The 14,841-nt window shown below is 63.1% G+C and carries 13 protein-coding genes; 7 read left to right on the plus strand and 6 right to left on the minus strand.

The window, feature by feature from the left end:
- Positions 1-97: 97 nt before the first annotated feature.
- A complete protein-coding gene (gene algW, locus ACODS1_RS10015) occupies positions 98-1,240 on the minus strand; it encodes a Do family serine endopeptidase AlgW (RefSeq protein ID WP_489085536.1) in 1,143 nt (380 codons plus the stop codon).
- 112 nt (positions 1,241-1,352) lie between these two features.
- Between algW and ACODS1_RS10020 the strand changes: the two genes are divergently transcribed.
- The 3 genes from ACODS1_RS10020 to cysN all read left to right on the plus strand — a co-directional run bounded on the left by ACODS1_RS10020 (position 1,353) and on the right by cysN (position 5,069).
- On the plus strand, positions 1,353-2,111 hold the full coding sequence (locus tag ACODS1_RS10020; RefSeq protein WP_322980488.1) for a Nif3-like dinuclear metal center hexameric protein: 759 nt from the start codon (positions 1,353-1,355) through the stop codon (positions 2,109-2,111).
- Positions 2,112-2,243: 132 nt separating this feature from the next.
- Positions 2,244-3,161, plus strand: coding sequence for a sulfate adenylyltransferase subunit CysD (gene cysD / locus ACODS1_RS10025; RefSeq protein WP_013714118.1), 918 nt, complete (start codon positions 2,244-2,246; stop codon positions 3,159-3,161).
- 12 nt (positions 3,162-3,173) lie between these two features.
- Entirely contained in the window at positions 3,174-5,069 is a 1,896-nt protein-coding gene (gene cysN / locus ACODS1_RS10030; protein ID WP_489085537.1) for a sulfate adenylyltransferase subunit CysN, read from the plus strand.
- 59 nt (positions 5,070-5,128) lie between these two features.
- On the opposite strand, the gene ACODS1_RS10035 is transcribed toward cysN, so the two are convergent.
- Both ACODS1_RS10035 and ACODS1_RS10040 read right to left on the minus strand, forming a co-directional pair.
- Positions 5,129-6,376, minus strand: a complete 1,248-nt coding sequence (locus tag ACODS1_RS10035; RefSeq protein ID WP_489085538.1) for a DUF2254 domain-containing protein — start codon at positions 6,374-6,376, stop codon at positions 5,129-5,131.
- 120 nt (positions 6,377-6,496) lie between these two features.
- Positions 6,497-6,931, minus strand: coding sequence for a Z-ring associated ZapG family protein (locus ACODS1_RS10040; RefSeq protein WP_159971486.1), 435 nt, complete (start codon positions 6,929-6,931; stop codon positions 6,497-6,499).
- Between the two features lie 121 nt (positions 6,932-7,052).
- On the opposite strand from ACODS1_RS10040, the gene ACODS1_RS10045 reads away from it, so the two are divergent.
- The 3 genes from ACODS1_RS10045 (at position 7,053) to zapE (ending at position 10,260) form a co-directional block, all read left to right on the plus strand.
- Complete coding sequence (locus ACODS1_RS10045) at positions 7,053-7,682, plus strand: alpha/beta hydrolase (protein WP_489085539.1); 630 nt, start codon at positions 7,053-7,055, stop codon at positions 7,680-7,682.
- A gap of 28 nt (positions 7,683-7,710) precedes the next feature.
- The gene (locus ACODS1_RS10050; protein WP_489085540.1) at positions 7,711-9,057 is read left to right on the plus strand and encodes a tryptophan--tRNA ligase; all 1,347 of its coding nucleotides are present in this window, start codon (positions 7,711-7,713) and stop codon (positions 9,055-9,057) included.
- A gap of 108 nt (positions 9,058-9,165) precedes the next feature.
- Positions 9,166-10,260, plus strand: a complete 1,095-nt coding sequence (gene zapE, locus ACODS1_RS10055; protein WP_489085541.1) for a cell division protein ZapE — start codon at positions 9,166-9,168, stop codon at positions 10,258-10,260.
- A 55-nt stretch (positions 10,261-10,315) separates the two neighbouring features.
- Here zapE and ACODS1_RS10060 read toward each other — a convergent pair whose 3' ends face one another.
- Positions 10,316-11,278: a hypothetical protein gene (locus ACODS1_RS10060; protein ID WP_489085542.1), complete on the minus strand. Its 963-nt coding sequence runs from the start codon at positions 11,276-11,278 to the stop codon at positions 10,316-10,318.
- A 93-nt stretch (positions 11,279-11,371) separates the two neighbouring features.
- Positions 11,372-12,286 carry a GlxA family transcriptional regulator gene (locus ACODS1_RS10065; protein WP_322980615.1) on the minus strand — a complete coding sequence of 305 codons (915 nt, stop codon included), beginning with the start codon at positions 12,284-12,286 and terminating at the stop codon, positions 11,372-11,374.
- Positions 12,287-12,528: 242 nt separating this feature from the next.
- Here ACODS1_RS10065 and ACODS1_RS10070 point away from each other — a divergent pair, with 242 nt between their 5' ends.
- Complete coding sequence (locus ACODS1_RS10070; RefSeq protein ID WP_489085543.1) at positions 12,529-13,668, plus strand: acyl-CoA dehydrogenase family protein; 1,140 nt, start codon at positions 12,529-12,531, stop codon at positions 13,666-13,668.
- 77 nt (positions 13,669-13,745) lie between these two features.
- On the opposite strand, the gene ACODS1_RS10075 is transcribed toward ACODS1_RS10070, so the two are convergent.
- A complete protein-coding gene (locus tag ACODS1_RS10075) occupies positions 13,746-14,783 on the minus strand; it encodes an NADP(H)-dependent aldo-keto reductase (protein ID WP_489085544.1) in 1,038 nt (345 codons plus the stop codon).
- Positions 14,784-14,841: the final 58 nt, after the last annotated feature.

Genomic DNA, 14,841 nt, shown 5'->3' on the forward strand with positions numbered 1-14,841 from the left:
GAGGTGGGGCGACCGCGTTGGGTGCGGTCTAAATCAATATGTAATAACGTTTCGTTATTGACTGCAAGCGAACTGGCCGAAGCCAGGTCGCGTGGTGTCAGTTGCCGTTGGCGGGAGGGCGGATGCCGATTTCGGCGGTCAGCTTGAGGGTTTTGCCGTTACGCAGCACTTCGATGAGGATCTTGTCGCCCGGCTTGGTACGGGCCACCTGATTCATCGAGCGGCGACCATCGCTGGCGGCTTCGCCATCGATGCTGAGGATCAGGTCGCCAGGCTGCAGGCCTGCTTTCTGCGCCGGGCCGTCACGATACAGGCCGGCGACGACGATACCGGGGCGCCCTTCCAGACCGAAGGATTCGGCCAGCTCCGGGGTCAGTGGCTGCACCTCGATGCCCAGCCAGCCACGGATCACCTGGCCGTGCTCGATGATCGCCTGCATCACCTCCAGTGCCAGCTTCACCGGGATGGCGAAGCCGATGCCCTGCGAGCCGCCGGACTTGGAGAAGATCGCTGTATTGATGCCGACCAGATTGCCATGCGCATCGATCAGTGCGCCGCCGGAGTTGCCGGGGTTGATCGCGGCATCGGTCTGGATGAAGTCTTCGTAGGTGTTCAGGCCCAACTGGTTACGGCCGGTGGCGCTGATGATGCCCATGGTCACGGTCTGGCCGACGCCAAAGGGGTTGCCGATGGCCAGGGCGACATCGCCGATGCGCAGGCTGTCCGAGCGCCCCAGGGTCATGGCAGGCAGATTGTCCAGGTCGATCTTGAGCACGGCCAGGTCGGTTTCCGGGTCGCTGCCGACCAGGCGTGCATGGGTTTCACGGCCATCCTTGAGGGCGACGACGATCTCGTCCGCGCCGCTGACTACATGGTTGTTGGTCAGCAGGTAACCTTCCTTGCTCATCAACACGGCCGAGCCCAGGCTTGACTCCATGCGCTGCTGGCGCGGCAGGTTGTCGCCGAAGAAGCGGCGGAAGGTCGGGTCTTCGAACAGCGGGTGCGCCGGTTTGCTCACCAGCTTGGTGGTGTACAGGTTGGCCACGGCGGGCGATGCGATGTCCACAGCGTCGGCGTAAGACACCGGCCCCGCCTGCAGGCGATTGGAGAGGGGGGCTTGCACCAGTTGCACGTCGGTGCTCGGCAGGCCGACCCATTGCGGGTAGCGCTGGATCAGCAGCAGGGCGATGAGCACGCCGACCAGCAGGGGCCAGCCGAGAAAACGCAGGGCCTGGGGCATCGAGACAATCCTGAGGGTTGCGGGGGCCAAACGCGGCCCTTTAAGGTGGCGCATTATAGTGAGGTGCGCGGCAATAAGGCAGCGGCCTGCAACAGCGTGAGAAGGAATCGTCATGGCCATTGCCCTGTCCACTCTGGTTGGCGAAGCTGACCAACTACTCAATGCATCGCGTATCAGCGACTACTGCCCCAATGGTCTGCAGGTCGAAGGGCGGCCGCAGGTGCGCCGTATCGTCAGTGGCGTGACTGCCAGCCAGGCGCTGATCGAGGCGGCCATCGAGGCCGAAGCCGACGTGCTGCTGGTGCACCATGGTTATTTCTGGAAGGGCGAGAACCCCTGCGTCACCGGCATGAAGCAGCGGCGGCTGAAGGCCTTGCTGGCACATGACGTCAGCCTGCTGGCCTATCACCTGCCGCTGGACGTCCACCCCGAAGTGGGCAACAACGTGCAGCTTGCACGGCAGTTGGGCATCGTCGTCGAGGGGCCGCTGGAGCCGGAAAATCCGCGCACCGTTGGCCTCGTCGGCTCGCTTGCCGAGCCCATGAGCGCTGCCGATTTCGCCCGTCACGTGCAGCAGGTACTGGGCCGTGAGCCCTTGCTGGTCGAGGGCGAAGGGCTTATCCGCCGAGTCGGCTGGTGTACCGGCGGCGGCCAGGGCTATATCGATCAGGCGATTGCCGCAGGTGTCGACCTGTACCTCACCGGCGAGGCCTCCGAGCAGACCTTCCACAGTGCCCGGGAAAATGGCGTGAGTTTCATCGCCGCAGGCCATCACGCCACCGAGCGTTATGGCGTGCAGGCGCTGGGTGATTACCTGGCCCGACGTTTCGCCCTGGAGCATCTGTTCATCGATTGCCCGAACCCGGTGTGATTCGCGCTTTCCTCTCGATATAACACTAGAACCTTTCGGTCTAACCAGCGTCCTGGCTATAAGCAGACGCTGTGTTAGAGTGCCGGCTCGTCCACGGCCCGCCGGCCCCATAACAGCAAACCGTGAGTAGCCATGCTCGACAAACTGACCCATCTGAAGCAGCTCGAGGCGGAAAGCATCCACATCATTCGTGAAGTGGCCGCCGAATTCGACAACCCGGTGATGCTCTATTCCATCGGCAAGGATTCCGCCGTGATGCTGCACCTGGCCCGCAAGGCGTTCTTCCCTGGCAAGCTGCCGTTCCCGGTGCTGCACGTCGATACCCGCTGGAAGTTCCAGGAGATGTATCGCTTCCGCGAGAAGATGGTCGGTGAATACGGCCTGGAGCTGCTGACCCACATCAATCCCGATGGTGTGGCGCAGGATATGAACCCCTTCACCTACGGCAGCGCCAAGCACACCGACGTGATGAAGACCGAAGGTCTCAAGCAGGCACTGGACAAGTACGGCTTCGATGCCGCCTTCGGTGGTGCCCGTCGTGATGAAGAAAAATCCCGCGCCAAGGAGCGCGTGTATTCCTTCCGTGACAGCAAGCATCGCTGGGATCCGAAGAACCAGCGCCCCGAGCTGTGGAGCGTGTACAACGGCAAGGTGAAGAAGGGCGAATCGATCCGCGTCTTCCCTCTGTCGAACTGGACCGAGCTGGACATCTGGCAATACATCTACCTGGAGCAGATCCCGATCGTGCCGCTGTACTTCGCTGCCGAGCGCGAAGTCATCGAGAAGAACGGCACGCTGATCATGATCGACGACGAGCGCATCCTCGAGCACCTGTCCGATGAAGAGAAGGCGCGCATCACCAAGAAGATGGTGCGTTTCCGTACCCTCGGCTGCTACCCGCTGACCGGCGCGGTGGAGTCCACCGCGACCACGCTGCCGGAAATCATCCAGGAAATGCTCCTGACCAAGACCAGCGAACGGCAAGGGCGGGTCATCGATCACGACGCCGCCGGTTCGATGGAAGAGAAAAAACGCCAGGGCTACTTCTAAGGATTCCTCATCATGAGTCATCAGTCTGATTTGATCAGCGAGGATATCCTCGCCTATCTGGCCCAGCACGAACGCAAGGAGCTGCTGCGCTTTCTTACCTGCGGCAACGTCGATGACGGCAAGAGCACGCTGATCGGCCGCCTGCTGCACGACTCCAAGATGATCTACGAAGATCATCTGGAAGCCATCACCAAGGACTCGAAGAAGGTCGGCACCACCGGCGATGACATCGACCTGGCACTGCTGGTTGACGGCCTGCAGGCCGAGCGCGAGCAGGGCATCACCATCGATGTGGCCTACCGCTACTTCAGCACCGCCAAGCGCAAGTTCATCATCGCCGACACCCCCGGCCATGAGCAGTACACGCGCAACATGGCTACCGGTGCCTCCACCTGCGACCTGGCGATCATCCTGATCGACGCCCGTTACGGTGTGCAGACCCAGACCAAGCGCCACAGCTTCATCGCCTCGCTGCTGGGCATCAAGCACATCGTCGTCGCCGTCAACAAGATGGATCTCAAAGACTTCGATCAGGGCGTGTTCGAGCAGATCAAGGCCGACTACCTGGCTTTCGCCGAGAAGATCAGCCTGCGCCCGACCACCCTCGAGTTCGTGCCGATGTCGGCGCTCAAGGGCGACAACGTGGTGAACAAGTCCGAGCGCTCGCCCTGGTACACCGGGCAGTCGCTGATGGAAATTCTCGAGACCGTCGAAGTCGCGGGCGACCGCAATTTCGACGACCTGCGCTTCCCGGTGCAGTACGTCAACCGTCCGAACCTGAACTTCCGTGGTTTCGCCGGCACCCTGGCCAGCGGCATCGTGCGCAAGGGCGACGAAGTGCTGGCCTTGCCGTCGGGCAAGAGCAGCCGGGTCAAATCCATCGTCACCTTCGAAGGTGAACTGGAGCAGGCCGGTCCGGGCCAGGCGATCACCCTGACCCTGGAAGACGAGATCGACGTGTCGCGTGGCGACATGCTGGTGCATGCCGACAACCGTCCGCTGGTCACCGACAGCTTCGAGGCCATGCTGGTGTGGATGGGCGAAGAGCCGATGCTGCCGGGCAAGAAATACGACATCAAACGCGCCACCAGCTACGTGCCGGGCTCGATCCCGAGCATCGTCCACCGCGTTGACGTCAACACCCTGGAGCAGGGGCCGGCCAGCGAGCTGAAGCTCAACGAGATCGGCCGGGTCAAGGTCGCGCTGGATGCACCGATCGCTCTGGATGGCTACGAGTACAACCGCACCACCGGTGCCTTCATCATCATCGACCGCCTGACCAACGGCACCGTCGGTGCCGGCATGATCATCGCCGACCCGGTCGCCCATGGCGGCGGTCAGCATGGTCGCCTGGCGCATGTATCCACCGAGGAGCGTGCCTCGCGCTTCGGCCAGCAGCCAGCCACCGTGTTGTTCACCGGGCTTTCCGGTGCAGGCAAGAGCACCCTGGCCTATGCCGTGGAGCGCAAGCTGTTCGACATGGGCCGTGCGGTCTACGTGCTCGATGGCCAGAACCTGCGTCATGACCTGAACAAGGGCCTGCCGCAGGATCGCGCCGGTCGTGCGGAGAACTGGCGCCGCGCCGCGCATGTGGCGCGTCAGTTCAACGAAGCCGGTCTGATCGCCCTGGCAGCCTTCGTCGCGCCGGATGCCGAAGGCCGCGAACAGGCCAAGGCACTGATCGGCAGCGAGCGCGCCCTGACCGTCTACGTTCAAGCTTCGCCGCAGGTCTGCGCCGAGCGTGATCCGCAGGGCCTGTATGCCGCCGGTGGCGACAACATCCCAGGCGAGGGCTTCCCCTACGACGTGCCGCTGAATGCCGATCTGGTGATCGACACCCAGACGCAGTCGGTCGAGGAGGGCGTCAAGGCGGTGCTGGACTTGCTGCGCAGTCGCGGCGCGATCTAACTCGCCGCGTCACCTCACAACGCCGGGCTCATGCCCGGCGTTGTGCTATCTGCCGCTTGCTAACGCAGCTCGCGCAAGCGTTGCTTGTCCGCTTCCTGGGTCATGGCCTGTTCGGCCCGCGCCAGGGCGCGTTCTGCCTGTTCGAAGGCGGCCTGACGAAACCCTGCGTCGCCCATCTGGCTGAGTGCCTGCAGCGTTTTGCGCAGCTTCATTTGTACTTCGAGCAGGCTCGCACCGTCGCGGGCGATGGGGTTGAAGGCATCCTCGAACAGATCCCGCGTATGCAGTGCCTTCACCCACACCCTGGGGAATTGCGGCGTCTGATCCGCTTGCTGATCGCGTGCCCAGGTGCAGAGCACGCGCGCCTGACGCCCCAGCACATCGATTGCCGTACCCGGATCGTTGACCGCCGGTGACAGCGCGCGGGAAGCAATTTCGCTCAGCACTGCCAGGCCGAAGCGCGGATCCTGATCGAAGCTGCGTTCCTTGCCGATGCTGAACGCCTCACGGGCGCATTGCAGGGCTTGGCACGCCTCGTCGCCCTGGCGCGGGCTGGCGATCCAGGCCAGCGGCGTGTCGGGGTAGACGAATGCACCGGGCGCTGCCAGCAGGTGGATGTCGCTGTCCAGCTGATCGGCCTGTTCGGCCAGCGCGGCCATGTCGACATGCTGCACGTAGCCGACCGTATCGGCCGTCAGGCGCAAGGCGCCTTCAGGGATCATCTGGTCGGTCGGCGCAGGACTGCCGCCCAGGTAAGGGTTGGCGCAGCGCCAGTCGATGGCGAGCTGGGTGGCCTCCTCGACGCGCTCGGTGGTTTCACCCACGCGGCCCAGGCGCGTCAGGTGATCGATCCAGCGTAGCAGGCTGACCACCACCAGGGTGATCACGGCGATGGTGACGATGAACAGGACGAAGCGCCCACTATCGCCGTAGGCGCCGGTCTTGAGCACGATGATGCCGACGATGCTGAACAGGAACGAGCCGATGAAACTGGACAGCACGTTCTGGGTCAGGCGGTCTTCGATCAGCAGTTTGATCGCGCGTGGCGTGACGTTGCTGGTGGCGGCGCTGTAGGCCGAGGTCATCACGCTGAGGCTGAAGGTGGTCACCGCGAGCATGCTTGAGGCGATGATATTGAGAATGCCGTCGACTGCGTCGGCGCCGATGGTGGTGGGCAAATCCCAGGGCAGCAGGTGCTCGGTCAGTGCGGCCAGGCCGGCGGCAGCGATGCCCAGCGCGCCGATCAGCGTGGCGCGAAACCAGAGCTGTCGGGTCAGTCGTGTCAGTAGCCATTGCCAGCGCGACATGAGGTGTCCTCGGGAAGGGAAGCACCTGCGATCATAGTCGGCTGGCGCTTGACGGTGCAGGCGCGGGCCGAAAAAACAACGCCCCGGCGGGCCGGGGCGTTGTGGGGAGTGCGCGTGCTGTCAGGACTTCTTCAGGCCGTAGCTCTCGTCGAGCATGCCCGGGCCGTCGGTCTTGGGCGCGTAGTCCTTGGGCATTTCATAATTCTTCGGCGGGGTCAGGCGCTCGCGCTTCTCGCCACTTTCCGCGCTGTTGAGGGTAGCCAGTAGGCGTTGACGGGTCAGCTCGTCCAGGGCCAGGCGGTTGGCGCCGTCGGACAGGTGCTCCTGCACGTCCTGGTAGCTCTGGGTGAGCTTCTTCACCAGGCTGGCGGTGGTGTTGAAGTGGGTGACCACTTCGTTCTGGTAGGCCTCGAAGCGTGCCTGCATTTCATCCATCTGCCGCTGCGTCCGGCTGGGTGCGGCATTGGGGGCCAGGCGGGCGAGCAGAAAGCCCACGGCGATGCCGACCACCAGGGTCAGGGCGGGTATCAACCAGGCTGCAAGTGTCTGTTCCACGAGTCCTTCCTCTCAAAACGGCTTTGCTTTACGTTAGCGGCTCGAACCTGCGCTGTATACGTTTACCGCACAGGCAGTTTGCTAGACGAGTCGACCCGTTGCGGGGTCACGGAGTTCAGTGTTGCTCAGTCGCGAAACCCCTCTTTTCATCCAAGGCCCCAAGGGCCAACTCGAAGCCCTGATGCTGGAGGTGCCCGACGCTCGCGGTGTGGCGCTGGTTTGCCATCCCAATCCGGTGCAGGGCGGCACCATGCTTAACAAGGTGGTGAGCACCCTGCAGCGCACTGCGCGTGACAGTGGATATCACACCTTGCGTTTCAATTATCGCGGCGTGGGCACCAGCGCTGGCAGCCATGACATGGGCACTGGCGAAGTGGATGATGCCGAGGCCGTGGCCGTCTGGCTGCAGGAGCAGTACCCGAACCTGCCCATTACCTTGCTGGGTTTTTCCTTCGGCGGCTTTGTCGCGGCTGCGCTGGGCGCACGGCTGGAAGCGCAGGGCGTCACGCTCAGCAAGCTGTTCATGGTGGCGCCGGCGGTGCATCGCCTGACCGCCGAGACCCCGCCGGCCAGCCAATGCCCGCTGGTGGTGATCCAGCCGGACGCGGACGAAGTGATCGAGCCCCAGGCCGTGTATGACTGGTCGGCCAACCTTGGGCGTGCCCATGAGCTGCTGAAAGTGGCAGAATGCGGTCACTTTTTTCACGGCAAGCTGACGGATCTGAAGGATCTGCTGTTGCCTCGCCTGTAAGTCTTTAAGCCATTTCTAAGCGAACCTCATGACCACCCGTATCCTTACCGGTATCACCACCACCGGCACGCCGCACCTGGGCAACTACGCTGGTGCCATCCGCCCGGCTATCGTGGCCAGCCGCGATCCGCAGATGGACTCGTTCTATTTCCTCGCCGACTATCACGCGCTGATCAAGTGCGATGACCCGGCGCGCATCCAGCGCTCGCGGCTGGAGATCGCTGCGACCTGGCTGGCGCTGGGCCTGGATACCGACAAGGCGACCTTCTACCGCCAGTCCGATATCCCCGAGATTCCCGAGCTGTGCTGGCTGCTGACCTGCGTGGCCGGCAAGGGCCTGCTCAACCGCGCCCACGCCTACAAGGCCTCGGTGGACAAGAACGTCGAAGCCGGTGAAGACCCGGATGCCGGTGTGACCATGGGCCTGTTCAGCTACCCGGTGCTGATGGCGGCGGACATCCTGATGTTCAACGCGCAGAAGGTGCCGGTCGGCCGCGACCAGATCCAGCACGTGGAGATGGCTCGCGACATCGGCCAGCGCTTCAACCACCTGTTCGGCAAGGGCAAGGATCTGTTCGTCCTGCCCGAGGTGGTGATCGAGGAGGAAGTGGCCACGCTGCCCGGCCTCGACGGGCGCAAGATGAGCAAGAGCTACGACAACACTATCCCGCTGTTCGGCACCGCCAAGCAGCTCAAGGAGGCCGTGGCGCGCATCGTCACCGACTCCAAGCTGCCGGGCGAACCCAAGGATGCCGAGGGTTCGCACCTGTTCACCCTGTACCAGGCCTTCGCCAGCCACGCACAGCAGGCCGAGTTCCGCGCCGAGCTGGAAGGCGGTCTGGCCTGGGGCGAAGCGAAGAATCGCCTGTACCAACTGCTCGAAGACACCCTGGGCGAGGCGCGTGAGCGCTACAACACGCTGATCGCTCGGCCGGCCGACCTGGAGGACATCCTCCTCGCCGGTGCCGCCAAAGCGCGCAAGATCGCCACGCCGTTCCTCGGCGAGCTGCGTGAGGCGGTGGGCCTGCGTTCGTTCCGCGAGCAGGTGCAGGTGTCTACTGGCGAGAAGAAGAAGGCCAGCAAGAGCGCGCGTTTCGTCAGCTTCCGCGACGACGACGGCAGCTTCCGCTTCCGCCTGCTGGATGCCGACGGCGAGCAGCTGCTGCTGTCGAAATCCTTCGCCGATGGCAAGTCGGCCGGCATGATCAACAAACGCCTGCAATCCGGCGAGCCGCTGGATGTGCGCGCCGAAGGTCAGGTGTTCTCGGTGTGGGTCGAGGGTGAAAACGTCGCGACCAGCCCCGAATTCGCCGATAGTCAGGCAATGGAGGCTGCCATTGCTCGCCTGCGTGAGGCGTTGGCGCCGCAGGAGTGAGATAGCCGCTTCATACCGGGCGGCGGTTGCCGCCCACGGCACGATTGCCAAGCAACGGGGGCGTCGCTAAAGTGACGCCCCCGTTTTTACTTGCCCGGCTAACGAATCATGACCCCCCTAGAGCGTTATCAGGCCGACCTCAAGCGGCCCGACTTCTTCCATGATGCGGCCCAGGAAAATGCCGTTCGCCACTTGCAGCGTCTGTACGACGACCTGGTCGCCGCCGACCAGGGCAAGAGTGGCTTGTTGGGCAAGCTGTTCGGTAAGAAGCCGCAAGGGCCAGTCAAGGGCCTGTACTTCTGGGGCGGTGTAGGGCGCGGCAAGACCTATCTGGTCGACACCTTCTTCGATGCGCTGCCGTTCGAGCAGAAGATGCGTACCCACTTCCACCGCTTCATGAAGCGTGTGCATGAGGAAATGCGCACGCTCAAGGGCGAGAAGAACCCGCTGACCATCATCGGTAAGCGCTTCGCCGACGAGGCGCGGGTGATCTGCTTCGACGAGTTCTTCGTCAGCGACATCACCGACGCGATGATCCTCGCCACCCTGCTGGAAGAACTGTTCAAGAACGGCGTATCGCTGGTGGCGACCTCCAACATCGTGCCGGACGGCCTGTACCGTGACGGTTTGCAGCGCGCGCGCTTCCTGCCGGCCATCGCTCTGCTCAAGCAGCACACCGACATCGTCAACGTCGACAGCGGCGTCGACTATCGTCTGCGTGCCCTGGAGCAGGCCGAGCTGTTCCACTTCCCGCTCGGCCCGGCCGCCGAGGAGAGCCTGCGCAAGAGCTTCCAGAGCCTGCTGCCGGACTGCACGCACATGGTCGAGAACGAGGCGTTGATGATCGAGAATCGCGCGATCAACGCCGTGCGCGTGTGCGAAGACGTGGCCTGGTTCGAGTTCCGCGAGCTGTGCGACGGCCCGCGTAGCCAGAACGATTACATCGAGCTGGGCAAGCTGTTCCATGCGGTGATCCTGGCCAACGTCGAGCAGATGGGCGTCGCCAAGGACGACATGGCGCGGCGCTTCATCAACCTGGTGGATGAGTTCTACGACCGCAACGTCAAACTGATCATCTCTGCCGAGGTGGAGTTGAAGGATCTGTACATCGGCGGCCGACTGAACTTCGAGTTCCAACGCACCCTGAGCCGCCTGCTGGAGATGCAGTCGCACGAGTTCCTCTCGCGCCCGCACAAGCCCTGATAGGCCATATGAGAAAGGCGACCCGCAGGTCGCCTTTTTCATATTCAGGAATTGCTCAGCGGCTGGCCAGCTGCTTTTTCTGCTGGTCGAGCAGACTTTGCGCGCGGGCCACTTCGAGCGCTTCCATGGCGCTGATCGGTTTGATCGCCACGGCTTGCTGCAGGTGCTCGATCGCCTTGCCTTGCTCATCATCGCCATACACATAGCCCAGGGCGTTGGCGTATTCGTAATGGCCGATCGGCAAATCGTCACGCGCCTGGAAGCTGCGTTTGAAGTAGCTTTCCATCTTGTCGGCGCTGACCCCGTAGGTCATCTTGCCGACCAGTTTGCCGACCTTGCGGATCACACCGGCCTCATAGCCACCATAGAGCGCTAGGGCGAACGGCTGCTGTGGCTGTTTGGCCAGCAGGGCGTCCAGTTCTTGCGGAATCTGCGAGGTGTAGCCGCGCTTGAGCACGACCGGTACGGACAGTTCCTCGCCCAGACGTGCCTTGGCGTAGGTACGACCGAACTGGGCGACGATATCGGCCTGTACCAGGTCGCCGGCCTGATCCGTGTAGGCGATCACCTCTTCGAGCAGGCGGTGTTTCTCGGCCTGATCCGGCACCAGGAACATGGCGTAGATGACCTGGGCGAAGAGGGCGGGTACCTGGCCGCCAACGCCGAGTGCCATGCCCTGTTTCTTCGCTTCGGCAAAGTCACCGCGGAACATCAGACGCCACACGTCCTGCAACTGCTGTGCATAGCGCTCGGCTTCCTCAGGCTTGCCGCTGAAGCCGGTGCCGGCGGCCACAGTCTTCTCCACGGCCTGAGGGTAGCGAGCGGCCATGTCCATGACCCATTTGGCGTCCGGGAAGGGGTAGTTGCCGAAGCCGCGAGTCAGCTGTGGCCAGGCCTGACGCAGCTTGTCGCCGCTGTAGTCGTAGGCGCTCTGATCGAAGGGGAAGGGTTTCCAGTTGTCAGCCGCCGCAGCACTGAGGCTGCAGACGGCAAGCAGGGCAAGCAATAGACGGCGCATGACGGTGAACCTGTTGTTGTTATGTACGGTTCCCGATCATAGGGCGCTGCTGCCGAGCGCCAACCTAACCAAGGGTGGGCTGGCGCGGTGCCTTCATCCGTCGCGGCTCGCTGCGTTCTGCTGCATGAACTGGCGGCGATACTGATTGGGCGACAGTTCGGTGTGCTGGCGAAACAGTCTGGCGAAGAAGCTGGCGTCGTCGTAACCGACCTCGTAGCTGATGGTCTTGATGCTCTTGCGGGTGGAGGAGAGCAGGCTCTTGGCGGTCTCGATGCGCAGGCGCTGCAGGTAATGCAGCGGTTTGTCGCCGGTAGCGCTCTGGAAGCGGCGCATGAAGTTGCGGATGCTCATGCCATGCTCGCGGGCCACGTCCTCGAAGCGAAACTTGTCGGCGTAGTGCTCTTCCAGCCAGTGCTGGATCTGCAGCACGGTAACGTCGTGGTGCAGTTTCTGCCCACCGAAGCCGATACGCCCTGGCGTGTAGCTGCGTTGCACCTCATAGAGAATGTCACGCGCCACGCCCTGGGCGACGCCCGCGCCGCAATAGCGTTCGATCAGATAGATGTACAGATCGCAGGCCGAGGTGACGCCGCTGGCGCAATACAGGTTGTCGGCGTCGGAGAGGTGCTTCTCCGGGTTGAGCAGCACCTTGGGAAAGCGCTCGGCAAATTCGCCGACGAAGCGCCAGTAGGTGGTCGCCTCCTTGCCGTCGAGCAGGCCGGCTTCGGCCATCCAGAATACGCCGCTGGCCTCGCCGCAAATGGCGGTGCCCGCCGCATGCTGGCGCCGCAGCCAGTCGAGCACCTGTGGGTAGCGCCTGCTCAGTGTCGCGAAATCGCCCCAGAAGGCCGGCAGGATGATCAGATCGCAGCTGTCCAGCCCGCCGTCCACTGGCACGTGAACCTTGCTGAAGCTGTCGACGGGGTGTCCGTCGGGGCTGACCAGATGGATCTCGAAGGGGGGCTCGAGGCCCAGGCCCTGCTGCTTGGCGTAGCGGACGCCGGCCATGTGGAAGAAGTCCTTGGCTTGTAGCAGGGTGGAGGCGAAGACGCCGTCGGTGGCGAGAACGCTGACTCGGCGCAGGTCGCTGCGCGGCTGGGTAGTAACCATGGGTATTGTTCTTATTTAAGGCTAAGTGGTCATCTGACGGCTGGATCGTCTTATTTTTTGGCGGTTGTGTCCAGTGCGACCAAGCGTTTGCTTGGCTAAAGTCGAGGGCTCTTCCCGTCAGCCCAGGCACAGGTGGCCGCATGATCCCCAGAACGATCTTCAGCTCCGAGCACGAACTGTTCCGCGACAGCGTGCGCAAGTTTCTCGAACAGGAGGCCGTACCTTTCCATCATCAATGGGAGAAGGACGGTCATATCGATCGAGCCTTGTGGAACAAGGCGGGCGAGGCCGGGATGCTGTGCTCGCACATCCCCGAGGAGTACGGCGGCATGGCGGCCGATTTTCTCTACAGCACCGTGGTGATCGAAGAAGTCGGGCGTCTCGGACTGACCGGTATCGGCTTTTCCCTGCACTCGGATATCGTCGCGCCCTACATCCTGCATTACGGCAGCGAGGCGCAGAAGCAGCATTACCTGCCCAAGCTGGTGAGTGGCGAGATGGTCACCGCCATCGCCATGACCGAGCCGGGCGCCGGCTCCGATCTGCAGGGCGTGAAGACCACTGCCGTGCTGGATGGCGACGAATACGTGCTCAATGGCTCGAAGACCTTCATCACCAACGGCTGGCTGGCCGATCTGGTGATCGTCGTGGCCAAGACCGATCCGAAGGCCGGCGCCAAGGGCACCAGTCTGTTTCTGGTCGAGGCCAACACACCGGGTTTCTCCAAGGGCAAGCGCCTGGAAAAGGTCGGCATGAAGGCACAGGACACCTCCGAGCTGTTCTTCCAGGATGTCCGCGTGCCCAAGGAAAATCTGCTGGGGCAGCCAGGCATGGGCTTCGCCTACCTGATGCAGGAGCTGCCGCAGGAGCGTCTGACCGTGGGTGTCGGCGCGCTGGCCTCGGCTGAGGCGGCGCTGAGATGGACGCTGGACTACACCCGTGAGCGCAAAGCGTTCGGCAAGGCTGTGGCGGACTTTCAGAACACGCGCTTCAAGCTCGCCGAGATGGCCACCGAGATTCAGGTGGGGCGCGTGTTCGTCGACCGCTGCCTGGAGCTGCATCTCAAGGGCAAGCTGGATGTGCCGACAGCGGCGATGCTCAAGTACTGGGGCACCGACCTGCAGTGCAAGGTGCTCGACGAGTGCGTGCAACTGCATGGCGGTTACGGCTACATGTGGGAATACCCGGTGGCGCGAGCCTGGGCCGATGCGCGGGTGCAGCGTATCTACGCCGGTACCAACGAGATCATGAAGGAGATCATCGCGCGCTCGCTGGTGTGAACGCAGCGACAGGCTGCGGGAAGGGCATGCGTGGGCTTGAATATCCGCCCACGCATCGTCCCGCCTGCCGCCTGTTCTTAAGGCGCTGGGTTGGGCTGTGCCTTGTGAATCGCCTCGATACCCGCGATCACCTCTTCGGAAAGCTTCAGTTCGGCACTGGCCAGGTTGCTGTCCAGTTGCTCCAGGCTGGTAGCGCCGATGATGTTGCTGGTGACGAAGGGCTGCGCGGTGACGAAGGCGAGGGCCATCTGCGCCGGATCCAGGCCGTGCTCACGGGCCAGGGCCACGTAGCGTGAACAGGCTGCTTCCGCCTGCGGGTTGGTGTAGCGGGCGAAGCGGCTGAACAGGCTGATGCGCGCTCCGGCCGGGCGGGCGCCACCTTCATACTTGCCGCTGAGCATGCCGAATGCCAGTGGTGAGTAGGCTAGCAAGCCGCACTGTTCGCGAATCGCCACTTCCGCCAGGCCCACCTCGAAGCTGCGATTGAGCAGGTTGTAGGGGTTCTGGATCGACACGGCGCGCGGCCAGCCGCGGCTCTCGGCCAGTTGCAGGAATTTCATCGTGCCCCAGGGCGTTTCGTTGGACAGGCCGATATGACGGATCTTGCCGGCTTTCACCTGCTCGTCGAGCACTTCCAGGGTTTCTTCCAGGGGCGTGAATTCGACGTCCTTATGCTTGTAATCGAGCTGGCCGAAGAAGTTGGTCGGGCGCTCCGGCCAGTGCAGTTGGTACAGATCGATCCAGTCGGTCTGCAGGCGCTTCAGGCTGGCATCCAGGGCGGTGACGATGTGCTGGCGATTGAACTTGAGCTGGCCGTCGCGGATATGGCTGATACCGTTGCCTGGGCCGGCGATCTTGCTCGCCAGGATCCAGTCGGCGCGGTCGCCGCGCTGCTTGAAATAGCTGCCGATGATTTGCTCGGTCTTGCTGTAGGTTTCGGCGCGCGGTGGCACCGGGTACATCTCGGCCGTGTCGATGAAATTGATGCCGCTGGCCTTGGCCCGCTCGATCTGGGCATGCCCCTCGCGCTCGCTGTTCTGCTCACCCCAGGTCATGGTGCCCAGGCACAGGGCGCTGACATCGAGGCCGGTTCGGCCTAGCTTGCGGTATTCCATGAGGTACTCCTTTGGCAAAAGGGCCATACAAGCAGGTTGAATTTTTTTTCGCAATCAG

The organism is Pseudomonas sp. FG29 (assembly GCF_057809355.1).